The organism is Agrococcus sp. UYP10 (assembly GCF_040547205.1).
In the GTDB taxonomy this organism is placed as follows: domain Bacteria; phylum Actinomycetota; class Actinomycetes; order Actinomycetales; family Microbacteriaceae; genus Agrococcus; species Agrococcus jenensis.
On sequence record NZ_JBEPPG010000001.1, the window covers coordinates 262,359 to 277,539 of the forward strand.

The following is a 15,181-nucleotide window of genomic DNA, read 5'->3' on the forward strand; positions in this document are numbered from 1 at the left end:
GTCGGGATGTCTGATCTCGATTTTCGCACGCGCGCCGTACCCCGATGCGCACGAGCACGCCACGGCGTGCGCGAGCGCTGCGCGGTAGGCTGGAGCCGTGACCAACCCCGACCCCGCAGCGCCCGTCGCCGAGCTCGGCTACGAGGCCGCGCGCGACGAGCTCGTGCGGGTCGTGCACGCGCTCGAGTCCGGTGGCGCGTCGCTCGAGGAGTCGCTCGCGCTCTGGGAGCGCGGCAACGCGCTCGCCGACCGCTGCGAGGAGTGGCTGCAGGGCGCGAAGGCCCGCCTCGACGCCGCGCGCGCCTCCGGGCCCGCCGCGACGGTGCAGGAGGCCGGCCAGGCATGAGCCGCGAGCGCCGCATCGTCGCCGAGCTCGGTCGCCCGGAGACGCCCGAGGAGATGGCCGCGCGCAAGGCGGCAGCGTCGAAGCGCCACCGCGACAACCAGACCTTCGGCAACCTGATCGCCGCCATCGTCGTCTGCCTCGCGGTCGTGCTCGTGATGGTGCTCGTGGTCGTCCGGCCGGGCCTGCCCGAGCGGGAGGCGTTCGACGTGCCGGCCGCCGCTGCGGCGGCGCAGCGCGTCGTCGACGCACCGCTCGTCGTGCCCGCGCTCCCCGAGGGCTGGGCCGCGAACCTCGCCGAGCTCCGGACCGGCGCCGACGGCATCACCACCTGGTACGCCGGCTACGTCACCCCCGACGAGCAGTTCCTCTCGTTCACGCAGGCGGTCGACGCGAACCCGACCTGGCTCGTGACGGCGACCGAGGATGCCCCGCCGACCGGCGAGCGCGAGATCTCGGGCATCACCTGGACGGAGCACGACCAGCGCGCCGCCGAGGATCCCGGCAACCTCGCCTACGTCCTGACGACCGAGCGCGGCGCATCCACCGTCGTCGTCGCGGGCACCGCGGGCGACGCCGAGCTGCAGACCTTCGCCGAGGCCGTGAGCGAGCAGCTCGCGGCCGGCGAGTGACCCACCACCACCACGCACGACCCGGAGGCACGACGACGTGAACGCGCAGGACCAGTACCGCATCGAGCACGACACGATGGGCGAGGTGCGCGTCCCCAAGGACGCGCTGTACGCCGCGCAGACGCAGCGCGCCGTCGAGAACTTCCCCATCTCGGGCTCGGGCCTCGAGCCCGCGCAGATCGTCGCGCTCGCCCGCATCAAGCGCGCAGCGGCGATCGCCAACCGCGAGCTCGGCATCCTCGAGGCGGATGTCGCCGACGCGATCGTCGCCGCGGCCGACGAGATCATCGGCGGCGCGCACCACGACCAGTTCCCGGTCGACACCTACCAGACGGGCTCCGGCACCTCGTCGAACATGAACATGAACGAGGTGCTCGCCACCCTCGCGACGCGCCACCGCGCCGCTGCCGGTGGCGACAGCCCGGTGCACCCGAACGACCACGTCAACGCGTCGCAGTCGTCGAACGACGTCTTCCCGACCTCGGTGCACATCGCGGTCACCGGCGCGCTCATCGAGCAGGCGATCCCCGCCCTCGAGCACCTCGCCGGGGCGCTCGAGGAGAAGGCGACGCTCTGGGCGGACGCCGTGAAGCCGGGCCGCACGCACCTCATGGACGCGACCCCCGTCACGCTCGGCCAGGAGTTCGGCGGCTACGCCGCGCAGGTGCGCTACGGGATCGAGCGCATCCAGGCGGCGCTCCCCCGCGTCGCCGAGGTGCCGCAGGGCGGCACGGCCGTCGGCACGGGCATCAACACGCCGCTCGGCTTCCCCGAGCGCGTGATCGCCGAGATCGCGGCGTCGTCGGGGCTCCCGATCACGGAGGCGCGCAACCACTTCGAGGCGCAGGCCAACCGCGACGGCCTCGTCGAGGCATCCGGCGCGCTGCGCACGATCGCCGTGTCGCTCACGAAGATCAACAACGACCTGCGCTGGATGGGCTCGGGCCCGAACACGGGGCTCGGCGAGCTGCGCATCCCCGACCTGCAGCCGGGCTCGTCGATCATGCCCGGCAAGGTCAACCCGGTCGTGCCGGAGGCCGTGCTGATGGTGTGCGCGCGCATCATCGGCAACGACGCGACCGTCGCGTGGGCCGGCGCCTCGGGCTCGTTCGAGCTCAACGTGCAGATCCCGGTGATGGGCACGGCGCTGCTCGAGTCGATCCGGCTGCTCTCCAACGCGTCGCGCGTGCTCGCCGACAAGACCGTCGCCGGCCTCGAGGCCGACGTCGAGCGGGCGGCCGCGCTCGCCGGCATGAGCCCGTCGATCGTCACCCCGCTCAACCGCCTGATCGGCTACGAGGCCGCCGCGAAGATCGCGAAGCACTCGGTCAAGCAGGGCATCACCGTGCGCGAGGCGGTCATCGACCTCGGCTACGTCGAGCGCGGCGAGCTGTCGGAGGCCGACATGGACAAGGCGCTCGACCTGCTGTCGATGACGCACCCGGGCGTCGCGAAGTAGCACGCTCGACGCGAGGGGCATCGGCTGCGGCGGGTGCCCCTCGCTCGTGCGTGGGCCCGCCCGGCGAAGGGCTGGCGTCCTGCGGGAGGCTCCCCGGCGCGGCTCGTAGGCTGGGCGGATGCGCTACCCCGAGGTGAGACGAGACGACACCGTTGAGACCGTGCACGGGGAGGCGATCGCCGACCCGTACCGCTGGCTCGAGGACGGCGAGAGCACCGAGACGCGCGCCTTCATCGAGGCGCAGAACGCGTTCGCCGAGCCGGTGCTCGCGCAGCTGCCCGCGCGCGACGCGTTCCGCGAGCGGGTGTCGGCGCTGCTCACCGCGCCGACCCGCGGCTGCCCGTGGGTGCGCGGCGGCCGTGCGTTCGCGTGGCACAGCGACGGTCAGAACCAGCCGGTGCTCGTCACCGCCGGCTCGATCGACGAGCTCGACGACCCGGCCGCCGCTCGCGTGCTGCTCGACCCGAACGGCCTCTCCGACGACGGCACGGTCGCCGTCACGATGGCCTCGGTCAACCCCGAGGGCACCCTGCTCGCCTACGGCGCGGCCGACGGCGGCTCCGACTGGCGCACGATTCGCATCCGCGACGTCGCGACGGGTGAGGACCTCCCCGACGAGATCCGCTGGACGAAGTGGAACGGCGCGGTGTGGCTGCCCGGCGGCCGCGCGTTCAGCTACTGGGCCTACGACGCGCCCGCCGGCGACGCGCTGACCGACGAGATGGGCGCCGGCCGCCTCATGCGGCACGACGTCGGCACGGACGTGGCCGAGGATGCGGTGCTCTTCACACGCCCGGATGCGCCGCGCATGTTCGCGCGGCACTGGCCGCGCGACGACGACTGGTTCGTGCTCTCGACCGACACCGGCTCGTCGAGCGGCAACGACCTGGCCGTGCGGCGCCACGGCGACGACGCCCTCCGGCAGCTGGTCGAGGGCCACGAGCACGAGTGGAACGCGATCGGCATCCACGACGGCGCCCTGTTCGTCGTGACGGACGGGGGCGCCGGGCGCTACCGGCTCGCCGCGTTCGACCTCGCGACCGGCCGCGAGTCCACCGTCGTGCCAGAGCACCCCGAGGACGTGCTGCTCGACGCATCCCTCACGACCACCGGCCTCGTGCTCGAGTACTCGCACGACGCGAGCCACCGCATGCAGCTCGCCACGTTCGCCGGCGAGCTCGGCGACGACGTGCCGCTCGGGGACGGCGTCTCGATCACCGGCTCCGACACGAGCCAGGACTCGGGCGTCGTGCTCGCGACCACCGAGAGCTTCGTCGACCGCGGCACCCGGCACATCATCGAGGTCGACGGCGCACGGCTCGTCGCCCACCGCACGCTGCCGACGCCCGGCCCGGCCGCGCCCGCCGCCACCACCGAGCGCATCCGCGCGACGTCGACGGACGGCGCGACCGTGCCCGCGTTCCTCGTGCGCCCGGCCGGCGACGACGGCACCGCGCCGCGGCCGACGCTCATCTGGGGCTACGGCGGCTTCAACATCCCGATGAACCCCGGCTTCCGGGCGGTGCTCGCGGCGTGGGTCGCGGCCGGCGGCGTCCTCGTCGTGCCCAACCTGCGCGGCGGCGGCGAGTTCGGCACCGACTGGCACAAGGGCGGCACGAAGGAGCGCAAGCAGCAGGTCTTCGACGACCTGTTCGCGATCGCCGAGCACCTCGTCGCGACCGGCGTCACGACGCACGCGCAGCTCGCGTTGCACGGCCGCTCGAACGGCGGGCTGCTCGCGGGCGCCGCGCTCACGCAGCGGCCGGAGCTGTGGGCGGCCGTGCTGCCCGGCGTCGGCGTGCTCGACATGCTGCGGTACCACCGCTTCACGATCGGCTGGGCGTGGGCGAGCGACTACGGCGACCCCGACGAGGCGGACGCGCACGCGTACCTCCGCGCCTACTCGCCGCTGCACAACGTGCGCGAGGTCGCGCATCCGCCGACGCTCATCACCACCGGCGACCACGACGACCGCGTCGTGCCCGCGCACTCCTTCAAGTTCGCGGCCGAGCTGCAGCGCGCGCAGGCGGCGGCCCGGGCAGCCGGGCTCGACGCGGATGCGCCGGTGCTGCTCAGCGTCGACACGCGCGCCGGGCACGGGATGGGCAAGCCGAAGGATGCCGCCGCGCTCGAGTTCGCCGACCAGCTGGCGTTCGCGGCGCACCACACGGGCCTCGACGACCGGCTGCGCGAGGGGCAGGCGCCGTGAGCCTCGAGTGGGAGACCGCCGCCTGGAGCGCGGCGGTCGCCGAGCTCTGGGACCGCGTCGACCGCACGCCCGCCGACGAGGCGATCGCCGCCATGCGGTCGCTCGCGGCCGCGTACCCGGGCGCCGACGGGCGGGCGGCGTTCGAGCTCGCGGGGATGCTCGACTCGCTGGGCCGCGAGCACGACGCGGAGCGCGAGTACGAGCGGGCGCTCGCGCTCGGCCTCGACGCCGAGCGGCACGCGCAGCTCGCGGTGCAGTACGGCCCGACGCTGCGCAACACCGGCCGCATCGACGAGGCGATCGCGGTGCTCGAGGCGGCACCCGAGCATCCGTCGACCGGGGCGTCGCCGCGCGTGTTCCTCGCCCTCGCGCTGCACAGCGCCGGCCGCCACGACGAGGCGCTGCGGGTCGTCATCGAGGCGCTCGAGCCGACGCTCCCCCGCTACAACCGCTCGGTGCGCGCCTACGCCGGGGCGCTCACCGAGCCACAGTCCGCCGCCGACCCCAGCTGATCTCCAACGGCAGCGACGACCCCGCGCGGGCCGGCGAGCCGCCGCTCCCTGCCGCAGAACGCAAGCCCGCAGCCGGACGCGCGCAGCTCGTGAGCCGCCTGCGCTCAGACTGCGCGCAAGGCGGCGCGCGGGCTTGCGTTGTGCGCGGCCGGCCGGCCGCCCCGAGCGGGCAGTCGCCTGGACCGCTCCCGGCGGGTCAGCAGCAGCGGCCCTCGGGGTTGGCGTCCTGGCGGCGGTACTCGTCGCGCCAGAAGGCGCGCTCCGTCATCGGCTCGCGGTCGGGGTGCACCAGCCGCTCGTGGTCGACGTAGGCCTGGTACTTCGACTCGCCCGTCACGCCCTTCGCCCACCAGACGAGCGCGCGCCACGCACGCGCGAGGAGCGCACCGGCGGCTGCCGGGCGCCCCTCGCTCGCGGACGCGGTCATCTCAGTGGCCGGTCCGGCGACGCTGCTGCTCGGCCGGCAGCGCGTCCCACTGCTTCTGGACCTCGCGCTCCTCGGGCGTCGGCAGGAAGCCGGCCGGGGCGAAGATCGCCGACTCGGTGCGCTCGTCCTCGTGGTCGACGACCTCGGTGGAGCGGAACGCCTTGATGACGTTCGCGACCGAGAAGCAGATCACCACGATGGTGAGCACCACGAAGATGATCGAGAGCGTGCCCTGGATCATCGTGTTGCGCACCACCGACTCGAGCGCGGCGACGCCCTCGGTCGTGCCGACCGACGTCTCCCCCGCCGCGAGCGCATCGCGGAAGCGGAAGTGGTTGGCCCAGTAGCCGACGGCGGGCACCGGCGAGAACACCTTGAACGCGGAAGCGGTGACGGTGACGACCGTCACGAACGCGAGCGGCACCGCCACGATCCACAGCGAGCGGAAGGTGCGGCGCTTCGCCACGATCGCGAGCACGACCGCGAGCGCGATCGCGGCGAGCAGCTGGTTGGCGATGCCGAACAGCGGGAACAGCGTGTTGATGCCGCCCAGCGGGTCGGTGACGCCCATGATCAGCACCGCGCCCCACGCGGCGACCATGATCGCCGTGCAGATCCAGGCGCCGAGCGTCCAGGACGTGTCCTTGAACTTCGGGAAGACGTTGCCGAGCGAGTCCTGCAGCATGAAGCGCGCGACACGGGTGCCGGCGTCCACCGCGGTGAGGATGAACAGCGCCTCGAACATGATCGCGAAGTGGTACCAGAACGACATCATCGCCGGGCCGCCGATCCAGCTCTGCATGATCTGCGCGAGGCCGAGGGCGAGCGTCGGCGCACCGCCGGTGCGGGAGACGATCGACTCCTCGCCGACCGCGGCTGCGGTGGCGGAGAGCTGCTCGGGCGTCACGCTCACACCGGTGAGGCCGAGCGACTGCACGAAGGCGGCAGCGCCCTCGATCGTGCCCTGCGTGTTCGCGGCCGACGAGTTCATCGCGTAGTAGATGCCCTGGTCGATCGAGATCGCGGCGACGAGCGCCATGATCGCGACGAACGACTCCATGAGCATGCCGCCGTAGCCGAGGAGGCGCGTCTGCTTCTCCTTCTCGACCATCTTCGGCGTCGTGCCCGAGGCGATGAGCGCGTGGAAGCCCGAGAGGGCGCCGCACGCGATCGTCACGAACAGGAAGGGGAAGAGCGAACCCGGCCACACCGGTCCGCTGTCACCGGCGGCGAACTCCGTGAACGCGGGCACCGAGATCTCGGGGCGGACGAAGATGATCGCGAGCGCGAGCGCGACGATCACGCCGATCTTCATGAACGTCGAGAGGTAGTCGCGCGGCGTGAGCAGGATCCAGACCGGCAGCACCGCGGCGAGGAAGCCGTAGATGACGATGCCCCAGGCGATCGTGACGCGGTCGAGCGTGAAGAGCTCCTGGCCCCACGCCGTCTCGGCGACCATGCCGCCGCCGATGATCGCGGCCATGAGCAGCACGAAGCCGATGATCGAGATCTCGAGCACCTTGCCCGGGCGGATCCAGCGCAGGTAGACGCCCATGAAGAGCGCGATCGGGATGGTCATGGCGACCGAGAAGACGCCCCACGGGCTCTCGCCGAGCGCGTTGACGACGACGAGCGCGAGGATCGCCGTGATGATCACCATGATGAGGAGCGTCGCGAGGATCGCGGCGGCGCCGCCGACCCGGCCGAACTCGTCGCGCGCCATCTGGCCGAGCGAGCGGCCGCCACGGCGCATCGAGAAGAACATCACGAGGTAGTCCTGCACCGCGCCCGCGAGCACGACGCCGACGATGATCCAGATCGTGCCCGGCAGGTAGCCCATCTGCGCGGCGAGCACAGGGCCGACGAGCGGGCCGGCGCCGGCGATGGCGGCGAAGTGGTGGCCGAAGAGCACCCGGCGGTCGGTGGCGACGTAGTCGCGGCCGTTGGCCTTGTACTCGGCGGGCGTCGCGCGCGTGTCGTCGGGGCGGACGATCTTGCGCTCGATGTACTTCGAGTAGAAGCGGTAGAAGATCAGGTAGGTCGCGACGGACGCGAACACGAACCAGATCGCGTTGACGGTCTCGCCGCGGACGACGGCGAGCATCACCCAGGCGATGCCGCCGAGCAGCGCGATGGCCGCCCACAGCGCGATCTTCAGCGGCGTCCACCGCTTGGATGTGGTCTCCTCAGCCGCCGTGGGCGGCAGCTCGGGCTTCGATGTGGCGACGTCGGCCATCGGTGGATCCTTCTCTGCGCGTGGGATGTGCGGGTCGTACCCAGGGAAAGCCTAGCCCGGCCATAGCGGCGGGGAGCCCTCGTCTGGGCCGGGCGCAGCGCCCACGCCCTCGCGTCGCGCACTCAGTCGAGCGGGTCGTGGCCCCAGTTCATGAGCGAGTAGCGCCACGGCGTCTCGGCGACGTCGCCGTCGGGCCGCTGCTTCGCGTGCCGCGCGACGTAGCCGACGACCTTCCGCATGTGGGCGTAGTCGTCGTCGGTCAGGTCGGCCTGCTTCGTCCTGAGGATGTCGGGAATCCGTCGCCCCGAGGCGTGGCCCGTCGACTCGTCCCCCTCGTGCTCCTTCTGGCCGACGGCACGCGACTCGTCCGTCTCCAGCCACCGCTCGATCTCCGACGCCGTCATCGTCACGGCCTCGTGGAAGTCCTCTCGGATCCGGGTGCGCTCGTCGTCGTCCATGGTCACGATCCTGCACGCTCCGACCGGGCGGCGCCAAAGGATCCGTCGGCGATCGACCGCTCCACCGCGTCGACGAGCGCTCGCGCGCGATCCACCGCGTCGCGCAGCGCCGCAGGTGTCGCGTCGCCGAGGGCGAGCGCCTCCGTCGCGCGAGCCTGGAACCCCGCCGGCGCATGCGGCAGCCGCGCCGCCGCCGCGATCAGGCCCTTCTCGTTCGTCGCCCACGCGCTGTCGCGGCCGTGGATCGCATGCGCCGCGGTCAGCAGCGCGTGCGCGATGCTGAGCGCCACGAAGGCGGCGTCGCCTCGCGCCGCGGCCTTCGCGGCTCCGTCGAGGGCGAAGCGCGCCTCCCAGGTCCGCGCCGCGAGCGCCGCGGCGAGCGCGTCCGGCATCCACTGCATCTCACCTCGTCGACCCTCGAGCTCGCCGTCGGGATCGGCGAGGATGCGGCTCAGCGCGAGCTCCCCGCAGTACGACACGTCGAGGAATCCCAACGGATGTCCGGCCTGCGCGTGGAAGGCGTGCTCGCCCCGGAGCGCCCGTGACCACTGGGCGCCGACGCGCGCGAGGTCGCGGCGGATCCAGTCGACGGCCGTGCCCTCGACCTCGAGCCAGGCGCCGCCGTCGACCCACGGCCCCCACGCACCGGAGGGCGTCCAGTCCGTCGGCGCATCCGACCACGCGTCGGCGAGCTCCGCGATCGCGACCTCGTCGACGGCGCCGCTGAGGTAGACGCCCACGTCGACGTCCGAGTCCGGGCGGGCGAGCCCCCGCACCCGAGAGCCGCCGAGCACCACCCCTGCCACGCCGTCGATGCGGGCGAGGTCGCTCGCCATGGCGAAGAGCGTGGCGTCGTCGAGCATGCGACCGAGCCTAGGCAGTCGCCTCGCGGCACCGCGAGGGCTCAGCGCCGCATGATCCGCCGCGCGAGCCAGTTGCCGAACGCCTGGATGACCTGCACCACGATCACGACCACGAGGAGCGCCGACCAAGTGACGACCTCGTCGAACTGCCGGTAGCCGTAGGTGATCGCCCAGTTGCCGAGGCCCTGCCCGCCCACGAGGCCCGCGACCGCCGACATGTCGACGATCGAGATGACCGCGAAGGTGAACCCGAGCACGAGCGGCCCGAGTGACTCCGGCAGCACGACCGTGCGGATGATCCGCCACGGGCTCGCACCCGTCGCGCGCGCCGCCTCGATCACGCCGGTCGGGATCGAGACGAGGTTCTGCTCGACGATGCGCGCGATGCCGAACGTCGCCGCGAGCGCGATCGCGAAGACCGCGTACTCGGTGCCGATGCCGGTGCCGACCACGACGCGGCCGAGCGGCTGCACCGCCGCGAGCAGGATGATGAACGGGATGGGCCGCACCGTGTTGACGAGCACGTTGAGGATCCACCAGACGACCGGCTGCTGCAGCACGCCACCGGTGCGGGTCACGTAGAGGCCCGTGCCGATGATGAGCCCGCCGATGCCGCCGAAGGCGAGCGACAGGGCGACGATCCCGAGCATGATCGCCGTCTGCTCCCCGAGGGTCGGCAGGATCTCGACGATCTCGTTCATCGCTGCTCCTCCACCGTCACGCCGGGACCGATCTGCGCCAGCGCCGCGTCGACGGCGGCCGCGTCGCCGCGCACGGCGATGGTCAGGAGGCCGTAGACGCGGCCCTGGATGTCGTCGACGCCGCCGTGCACGAGGTTGAAGTCGACGCCGGCGCGAGCGAGCGCGCCGAACACGCGCGCCTCCGAGGCGCCCTCGTCGGTGAACGAGATCGTGAAGAAGCGACCCTCGTGCTGCGCCCGCAGCTGGGCGAGCTCGTCGCCCTCGGGCAGCGCCCGCACGACGGTCTGCACGAACCGTCGTGCGGTCGACGTCTGCGGCCGTGTGAAGACGTCGTAGGTGGAGCCGGTCTCGACGACCCGGCCAGCCTCCATCACCGCGACGCGGTCGGCGATCCGCGTGATGACCTCCATCTCGTGCGTGATCACCACGATCGTGACGCCGAGCTCGCGGTTGATGCGCGCGAGCAGGTCGAGCACCTCCGCCGTCGTCTCGGGGTCGAGCGCGCTCGTCGCCTCGTCGGCGAGCAGCACCTGCGGGCTCGCGGCGAGCGCGCGGGCGATGCCGACGCGCTGCTGCTGGCCGCCCGAGAGCTGCTCGGGGTAGGCGTCGGCGCGACCACCGAGCCCGACGAACTCGAGCAGCTCCTCGACCCGGCGGCGGCGCTCCGCGCGCCCCATGCCGACGACCTCGAGCGGGTACGCGACGTTGCCGGCGACCGTCCGCGACGTGAGCAGGTTGAAGCGCTGGAAGATCATGCCGATGCCGGTCTGCTGCTCGCGCAGGCGCTTGCCGCGCAGCTCGCTGATCGGCACGTCGCCGATCGTGATGCGGCCATCGGTCAGCGGCTCGAGCTGGTTGATGAGCCGCACGAGCGTCGACTTGCCGGCACCGGAGTAGCCGATGATGCCGAAGATCTCGCCCTGCTCGATCGCGAGCGAGACGTCGTCGACGGCGACGATCTCCTCCCCGCCGCGCTTCGCGGGCGGGAAGCGCTTCGACACTCGGTCGAGCACGATGTGCTGCGCCACTGGTTGCTCCTCAGGTCGGGTGCTGGACGGGCGGATGGGCACCGGGTCGTCCCGGTGCCCATCCGAGGCCGATCAGCCCTGCAGGTCTGCCTCGACGGCGGCGAGCGCGTCCTGCAGCTCGGCCTTCGGCGTCTGCACGAAGATGCCGGTGCCGCCCGACGACTCGAGGGCGCCGGCCTGCACCTCCTCGTTGGTCTGGTAGATCTCCACCAGGCGGTTCAGCACCTCGTCGTCGACGAGCTCGGCCCGCGTGGCGAAGATGTTGATGTAGGGCTGCGCGGCCGGGTCGGTCGGGTCGTCCTGGGCGATCGCCTCGTCGGCGCTGAGGCCGGCGTCCTCGATGAAGTCGTTGTTGACGATCGCGGCGGCCACGTCGGGCAGCGAGGTCGCGGTGATCGCGGCGTCGACGGCCTGCACGGTGACGCGCGACTCCTCCTCGATGACGTCGGCGACGGTCGAGTAGGGGCTGCCGCCGTCCTGCAGCGCGATGAGCCCAGCCGACTGCAGCACGAGCAGGCCGCGGGCCTGGTTCGTGTCATCGTTGGGCACGATGACGGTCTCGCCATCGGGGATCTCGTCGGCCGACGCGTACTTGTCGGAGTAGAGGCCGATCGGGTAGATCGCCGTCGACCCGATGGGCTGCAGGTCGTCGCCCGCGTTCACGTTGTAGTCGGCGAGGTAGATGACGTGCTGGAACTGGTTGATGTCGAGCTCGCCCTCGCTCGTCGCCGGGTTCGGCTGGTTGTAGTCGGCGAAGTCGCGGATCTCGAGCTGGATGCCCTCGGCCTCGACGGCCGCCTCGTAGACGGCCCAGTACGGCTCCGCCGCACCGACGACGCCGAGCTGCACGGGGTTCTCGGCCGAGCCGAGCTCCGCCTCATCGGCGCCGGCGGTGGCGCTGCAGCCGACGAGTGCGACGGCGAGGCCGAGGGTGCCGGCGAGGGCGAGCGGGCGGGCGGTGCGGATGCGCATGGAGGCTCCTTCTTGGGGGATGCCCTCACGGTACGTATCTGATAGCCGTCGCCGCCAATCCGGCCGTCACGAACCGTCACAGAGGGAGCCCGGGCGCTCAGAGCACCCCGCTGGCGCCCGCCGCAGCCGCGATCGCGTTGCCGAGCAGCAGCGCCGGCCCGAACGGCACGGTGCGCCGACCCGCCACGAGCGCGGCAGCGCCGAGGACGCCGCCGACCATGACGGATGCGGCGAGGCCGGTGAGCGGCGCGGCCCATCCGAGCGTCGCGGTCGCGAGCGCGAGCGCGAGGCCGAGCTTGACGTCGCCCATGCCCATGCCGCCCGCCAACGCCATCGCGAGCAGCACGAGCCCGCAGGCGAGCGCGGCGAGCGGCGCGAGGTCGCCTTGGACGAGGCGGACGGCGCCGGCGGCCGCACCGAGCAGCAGCAGCGGCACGGTCAGCGCGTTCGGCAGCCGCCGCTCGGCGACGTCGATGCGGGCGAGCGCCGGCGCGAGCGCCGCCGCGACCGCGAGCGGCACGCTCACGACCGCATCCCAGCCGCCGAGCGCGAGCAGCGACGCCGCGCTCACCGCCGCCGGGGCGCCGAGCAGGTCGACCGCTCGCGCGCGCAGCCGCACCGCCTCCGCCGACGTCGTCGTCACCCGGGCGACGCTAGTCCGGCGCTTCCCCGCCCCGCCGCCGCTCTCCACAGCGTCCGATCGGCAGGCGCGAAGCCGAGCCGGTTTCATAACACTGCTATCTTTCTGCTCCCCCGTCACTGAGGATGGGGGACAGCGCGACGCAGCGTGCGGCGCCCCGTGTGAGGAGACCCCATGAAGGGCACGTTCGTGATCAGCGCCGGCGCCGCATTCGCGCTCGTCGCGCTCGGCGGTGCACCCGCGCTCGCGGCCGGCGACGACTCGACGGTCTCGGTGCTGCACATGATCCCCGGCATCACGGTCGACGCGTACATCAACGGCGAGGAGGCGATCACCGACTTCGAGCCGGGCGAGCTGACCGACCCGATCCAGCTCGCGCCGGGCGTCTACGACGTGCAGCTCTACTACGACGGCGAGACCCCCGACACCGCCGAGCCCGCCGTCGAGGCGCTCGGCGTCGAGGTGCCTGCGGGGCAGAACCTCACGATCACCGGCAACCTGACCGCGGACGACCAGCCGACGCTCTCGGTGTTCTCGAACAGCACCGAGCCGGTCGCGGCCGGGCAGGCGAGGCTGACCGTCCGCCACCTCGCCGCCGCGCCCGCTGTCGACGTGCGCGCCGACGGCGCAGTGATCGCCGGGAACCTAACGAATCCGGCCGAGGCACTGCTCGAGGTGCCGGCCGGCGCCGTCTCCGTCGACGTGGTGCTCGCCGGCACCGACGACGTCGTGATCGGGCCGGTGGACGTCGAGCTGGCGGAGGGCGCGAACACGATCGTGACGGCGTGGGGCAACGCGCGGCAGGAGAGCCTGCAGCTCGCGGTGCAGGTGGTCGATGCGCACACCCCGCCGAGCGGCGTGCCCTCGGGCCTCGGCGGCGCCGGAGCGCAGGGTGCGCTGGGCGTCCTGCTCGCCGCCGCCGGCGCTCTCGGCCTCGCCGCCGTCGCAGGGCGCGCGTCGCGCGCGCGTGCAGCGCGCCCGTGACGCCTGCCGTCGCCCTGCCGCGACACGCCCGGGATGCAGCGGCCGCGATCGCTGCAACCGCGCACGGGGTCCCCGCCGATATGGAGGTAGACGGCGCATCCGGCGCCGCGCACCTCGAGGAGACCACCATGAAGCGCAAGCTCGCGATCGGCATCGGCGCCGCTCTCGCTCTGACGGCAGCCGGCGGCGCACCCGCCATGGCAGCCGAGACCGACTCGACCGTCTCGGTGCTGCACGCCGTGCCCGGCATCACCGTCGACGTCTTCATCAACGGCGAGGAGGCCATCAGCGACTTCGAGCCCGGCACCCTGACCGACCCGATGATGCTCGCCGCCGGCAGCTACGACATCCAGGTGTTCGCCGACGGCGGCACCCCCGACACGGCCGAGCCCGCCATCGAGGCGATGGGCGTCGCCGTGCCCGAGTCGGCCAACCTGACGCTCGTCGCCCACCTCACGGAGGGCGGCGACCCGACGCTCTCGGCGTTCGCGAACGACACCGAGCCCGTCCCCGCCGGTCAGGCCCGCCTCACGGTGCGCCACCTGGCCGCCGCACCCGCCGTCGACGTGCGCGCGAACGGCACCGCGATCGTCGAGGGCCTCACGAACCCCGATGAGGCCGCGCTCGAGACCGCGGCGGGCGCCGTCTCGGCGGACGTCGTGCTCGCAGGCACCGACACCGTCGCGATCGGCCCGGCCGACCTCGACCTCGCGGAGGGCGCGAACAGCATCGTGACCGCCTGGGGCAGCGCCGAGGACGGCAACCTCGCCCTCGCGGTGCAGGTCGTGGAGGCGCACAGCGCGCCGAGCGGCGTGCCGTCGGGCCTGGGCGGCGCAGAGGACCAGCGAGCGCTGGCCATCTCGCTGCTGCTCGCCGGAGCGCTCGGCCTCGCGCTGATCGCCACGAAGACGCTGCGCCCCGCAAGGGAGCGCGGCTGAGCATGGACGCTGAGCGGGGGCTCTCGTCGCGCAGCGCGCGGCGGGAGCCTCCCGTGCGTCCTGGCTCCCGCGGCGGTCGCGTGGCTACCGTGGCCGCCGCGGTCATCGCCGTCGCGGCGCTCGGGACCGGCGCCGTGCTGCTCGCGCAGCTGCCGTCGGCGCCGAGCGTCGCGCCGCAGCCGAGTGCCTCGCTCGCTGCGGACGCCGGCCCGACGGAGCCGGCTGCGCCCAGCGCATCCGCCCCGCCGTCCGGCACCATCCCGACCGGGGTGGGCGTGCGCGACGCCTCGCCGCCCGCACCGGTCGCGGTCGACGCGCCGGCCGCGGTGCGCGTGCCGTCGGTCGACCTCGAGCTCGGTGTGGTCCCCGTCGGCGTGCGCGACGACGGCCAGATGGATGTGCCCGACCTCGTGCGCGAGATCGGCTGGTACCGCTTCGGCCCGGCGCCCGGCGCCGACGCGGGCTCCGCGGTCTTCGCCGCCCACGTGGACAGCGACATCGGCAGCGCGCCGATGGCGTCGGTGCTGCGGGCGGCGGAGGGCGACGCGGTCGAGATCTCGACGGCCTCCGGCGCCGAGCTGCTCTACCGCATCACGAGCATCGAGCAGGTGTCGAAGGACGAGCTGCGGCTCGACGCGCTGTTCGCCCGCGACGGGGAGCACGTCGTGCGCCTCGTCACCTGCGGCGGCGAGTGGGATGCCGCCGCGGGCGCCTACGAGGACAACATCGTCGTCACCGCCGTCCTGGACGCGCCGTGAGGCGCATGGCCCGGTGATACC

The 15,181-nt window shown here is 73.2% G+C and carries 16 protein-coding genes; 8 read left to right on the forward strand and 8 right to left on the reverse strand.

Annotation, left to right across the window (positions count from 1 at the left end):
* Positions 1-97 precede the first annotated feature (97 nt).
* The 5 genes from ABIB37_RS01290 (at position 98) to ABIB37_RS01310 (ending at position 5,155) form a co-directional block, all read left to right on the forward strand.
* On the forward strand, positions 98-346 hold the full coding sequence (locus ABIB37_RS01290; RefSeq protein ID WP_354255719.1) for an exodeoxyribonuclease VII small subunit: 249 nt from the start codon (positions 98-100) through the stop codon (positions 344-346).
* A complete protein-coding gene (locus tag ABIB37_RS01295) occupies positions 343-975 on the forward strand; it encodes a DUF4245 domain-containing protein (protein ID WP_354255722.1) in 633 nt (210 codons plus the stop codon). Before ABIB37_RS01290 ends, ABIB37_RS01295 begins: the two co-directional genes overlap by 4 nt.
* Before the next feature lie 37 nt (positions 976-1,012).
* Positions 1,013-2,434, forward strand: a complete 1,422-nt coding sequence (locus ABIB37_RS01300) for a class II fumarate hydratase (RefSeq protein ID WP_354255725.1) — start codon at positions 1,013-1,015, stop codon at positions 2,432-2,434.
* A gap of 118 nt (positions 2,435-2,552) precedes the next feature.
* Positions 2,553-4,643, forward strand: coding sequence for a prolyl oligopeptidase family serine peptidase (locus tag ABIB37_RS01305; protein WP_354255728.1), 2,091 nt, complete (start codon positions 2,553-2,555; stop codon positions 4,641-4,643).
* Positions 4,640-5,155 carry a tetratricopeptide repeat protein gene (locus tag ABIB37_RS01310; protein WP_354255731.1) on the forward strand — a complete coding sequence of 172 codons (516 nt, stop codon included), beginning with the start codon at positions 4,640-4,642 and terminating at the stop codon, positions 5,153-5,155. The genes ABIB37_RS01305 and ABIB37_RS01310 overlap by 4 nt, the downstream gene beginning before the upstream one ends.
* A 196-nt stretch (positions 5,156-5,351) precedes the next feature.
* On the opposite strand, the gene ABIB37_RS01315 is transcribed toward ABIB37_RS01310, so the two are convergent.
* The 8 genes from ABIB37_RS01315 to ABIB37_RS01350 form a co-directional block, all read right to left on the reverse strand.
* On the reverse strand, positions 5,352-5,582 hold the full coding sequence (locus ABIB37_RS01315; protein WP_354255734.1) for a YbdD/YjiX family protein: 231 nt from the start codon (positions 5,580-5,582) through the stop codon (positions 5,352-5,354).
* Between the two features lies 1 nt (position 5,583).
* A complete protein-coding gene (locus tag ABIB37_RS01320; RefSeq protein WP_354255737.1) occupies positions 5,584-7,818 on the reverse strand; it encodes a carbon starvation CstA family protein in 2,235 nt (744 codons plus the stop codon).
* A 122-nt stretch (positions 7,819-7,940) separates the two neighbouring features.
* Positions 7,941-8,276, reverse strand: coding sequence for a DUF3140 domain-containing protein (locus ABIB37_RS01325; protein WP_354255740.1), 336 nt, complete (start codon positions 8,274-8,276; stop codon positions 7,941-7,943).
* Between the two features lie 2 nt (positions 8,277-8,278).
* Positions 8,279-9,139 carry a nucleotidyltransferase domain-containing protein gene (locus tag ABIB37_RS01330; RefSeq protein WP_354255743.1) on the reverse strand — a complete coding sequence of 287 codons (861 nt, stop codon included), beginning with the start codon at positions 9,137-9,139 and terminating at the stop codon, positions 8,279-8,281.
* Between the two features lie 41 nt (positions 9,140-9,180).
* Entirely contained in the window at positions 9,181-9,840 is a 660-nt protein-coding gene (locus tag ABIB37_RS01335) for a methionine ABC transporter permease (RefSeq protein ID WP_354255746.1), read from the reverse strand.
* A complete protein-coding gene (locus ABIB37_RS01340; protein WP_354255749.1) occupies positions 9,837-10,868 on the reverse strand; it encodes a methionine ABC transporter ATP-binding protein in 1,032 nt (343 codons plus the stop codon). Before ABIB37_RS01340 ends, ABIB37_RS01335 begins: the two co-directional genes overlap by 4 nt.
* A 72-nt stretch (positions 10,869-10,940) precedes the next feature.
* Positions 10,941-11,840 carry a MetQ/NlpA family ABC transporter substrate-binding protein gene (locus tag ABIB37_RS01345; RefSeq protein ID WP_354255752.1) on the reverse strand — a complete coding sequence of 300 codons (900 nt, stop codon included), beginning with the start codon at positions 11,838-11,840 and terminating at the stop codon, positions 10,941-10,943.
* A gap of 97 nt (positions 11,841-11,937) precedes the next feature.
* Complete coding sequence (locus ABIB37_RS01350) at positions 11,938-12,483, reverse strand: prepilin peptidase (protein WP_354255755.1); 546 nt, start codon at positions 12,481-12,483, stop codon at positions 11,938-11,940.
* Positions 12,484-12,654: 171 nt separating this feature from the next.
* Between ABIB37_RS01350 and ABIB37_RS01355 the strand changes: the two genes are divergently transcribed.
* From ABIB37_RS01355 to ABIB37_RS01365, 3 genes are all read left to right on the forward strand, one after another.
* Positions 12,655-13,464: a DUF4397 domain-containing protein gene (locus ABIB37_RS01355; protein ID WP_354255758.1), complete on the forward strand. Its 810-nt coding sequence runs from the start codon at positions 12,655-12,657 to the stop codon at positions 13,462-13,464.
* Positions 13,465-13,592: 128 nt separating this feature from the next.
* Entirely contained in the window at positions 13,593-14,402 is an 810-nt protein-coding gene (locus ABIB37_RS01360; protein WP_354255760.1) for a DUF4397 domain-containing protein, read from the forward strand.
* An 89-nt stretch (positions 14,403-14,491) separates the two neighbouring features.
* A complete protein-coding gene (locus ABIB37_RS01365) occupies positions 14,492-15,160 on the forward strand; it encodes a class F sortase (protein WP_354255763.1) in 669 nt (222 codons plus the stop codon).
* Positions 15,161-15,181: the final 21 nt, after the last annotated feature.

Coding starts and splice junctions, on each gene's coding strand:
- ABIB37_RS01295 (WP_354255722.1), top strand. CDS start 343: ATGAGCCGCGAGCGCCGCATCGTCGCCGAGCTCGGTCGCCCGGAGACG.
- ABIB37_RS01305 (WP_354255728.1), top strand. CDS start 2,553: ATGCGCTACCCCGAGGTGAGACGAGACGACACCGTTGAGACCGTGCAC.
- ABIB37_RS01315 (WP_354255734.1), bottom strand. CDS start 5,582: ATGACCGCGTCCGCGAGCGAGGGGCGCCCGGCAGCCGCCGGTGCGCTC.
- ABIB37_RS01320 (WP_354255737.1), bottom strand. CDS start 7,818: ATGGCCGACGTCGCCACATCGAAGCCCGAGCTGCCGCCCACGGCGGCT.
- ABIB37_RS01325 (WP_354255740.1), bottom strand. CDS start 8,276: ATGGACGACGACGAGCGCACCCGGATCCGAGAGGACTTCCACGAGGCC.
- ABIB37_RS01330 (WP_354255743.1), bottom strand. CDS start 9,139: ATGCTCGACGACGCCACGCTCTTCGCCATGGCGAGCGACCTCGCCCGC.
- ABIB37_RS01335 (WP_354255746.1), bottom strand. CDS start 9,840: ATGAACGAGATCGTCGAGATCCTGCCGACCCTCGGGGAGCAGACGGCG.
- ABIB37_RS01345 (WP_354255752.1), bottom strand. CDS start 11,840: ATGCGCATCCGCACCGCCCGCCCGCTCGCCCTCGCCGGCACCCTCGGC.
- ABIB37_RS01355 (WP_354255758.1), top strand. CDS start 12,655: ATGAAGGGCACGTTCGTGATCAGCGCCGGCGCCGCATTCGCGCTCGTC.
- ABIB37_RS01360 (WP_354255760.1), top strand. CDS start 13,593: ATGAAGCGCAAGCTCGCGATCGGCATCGGCGCCGCTCTCGCTCTGACG.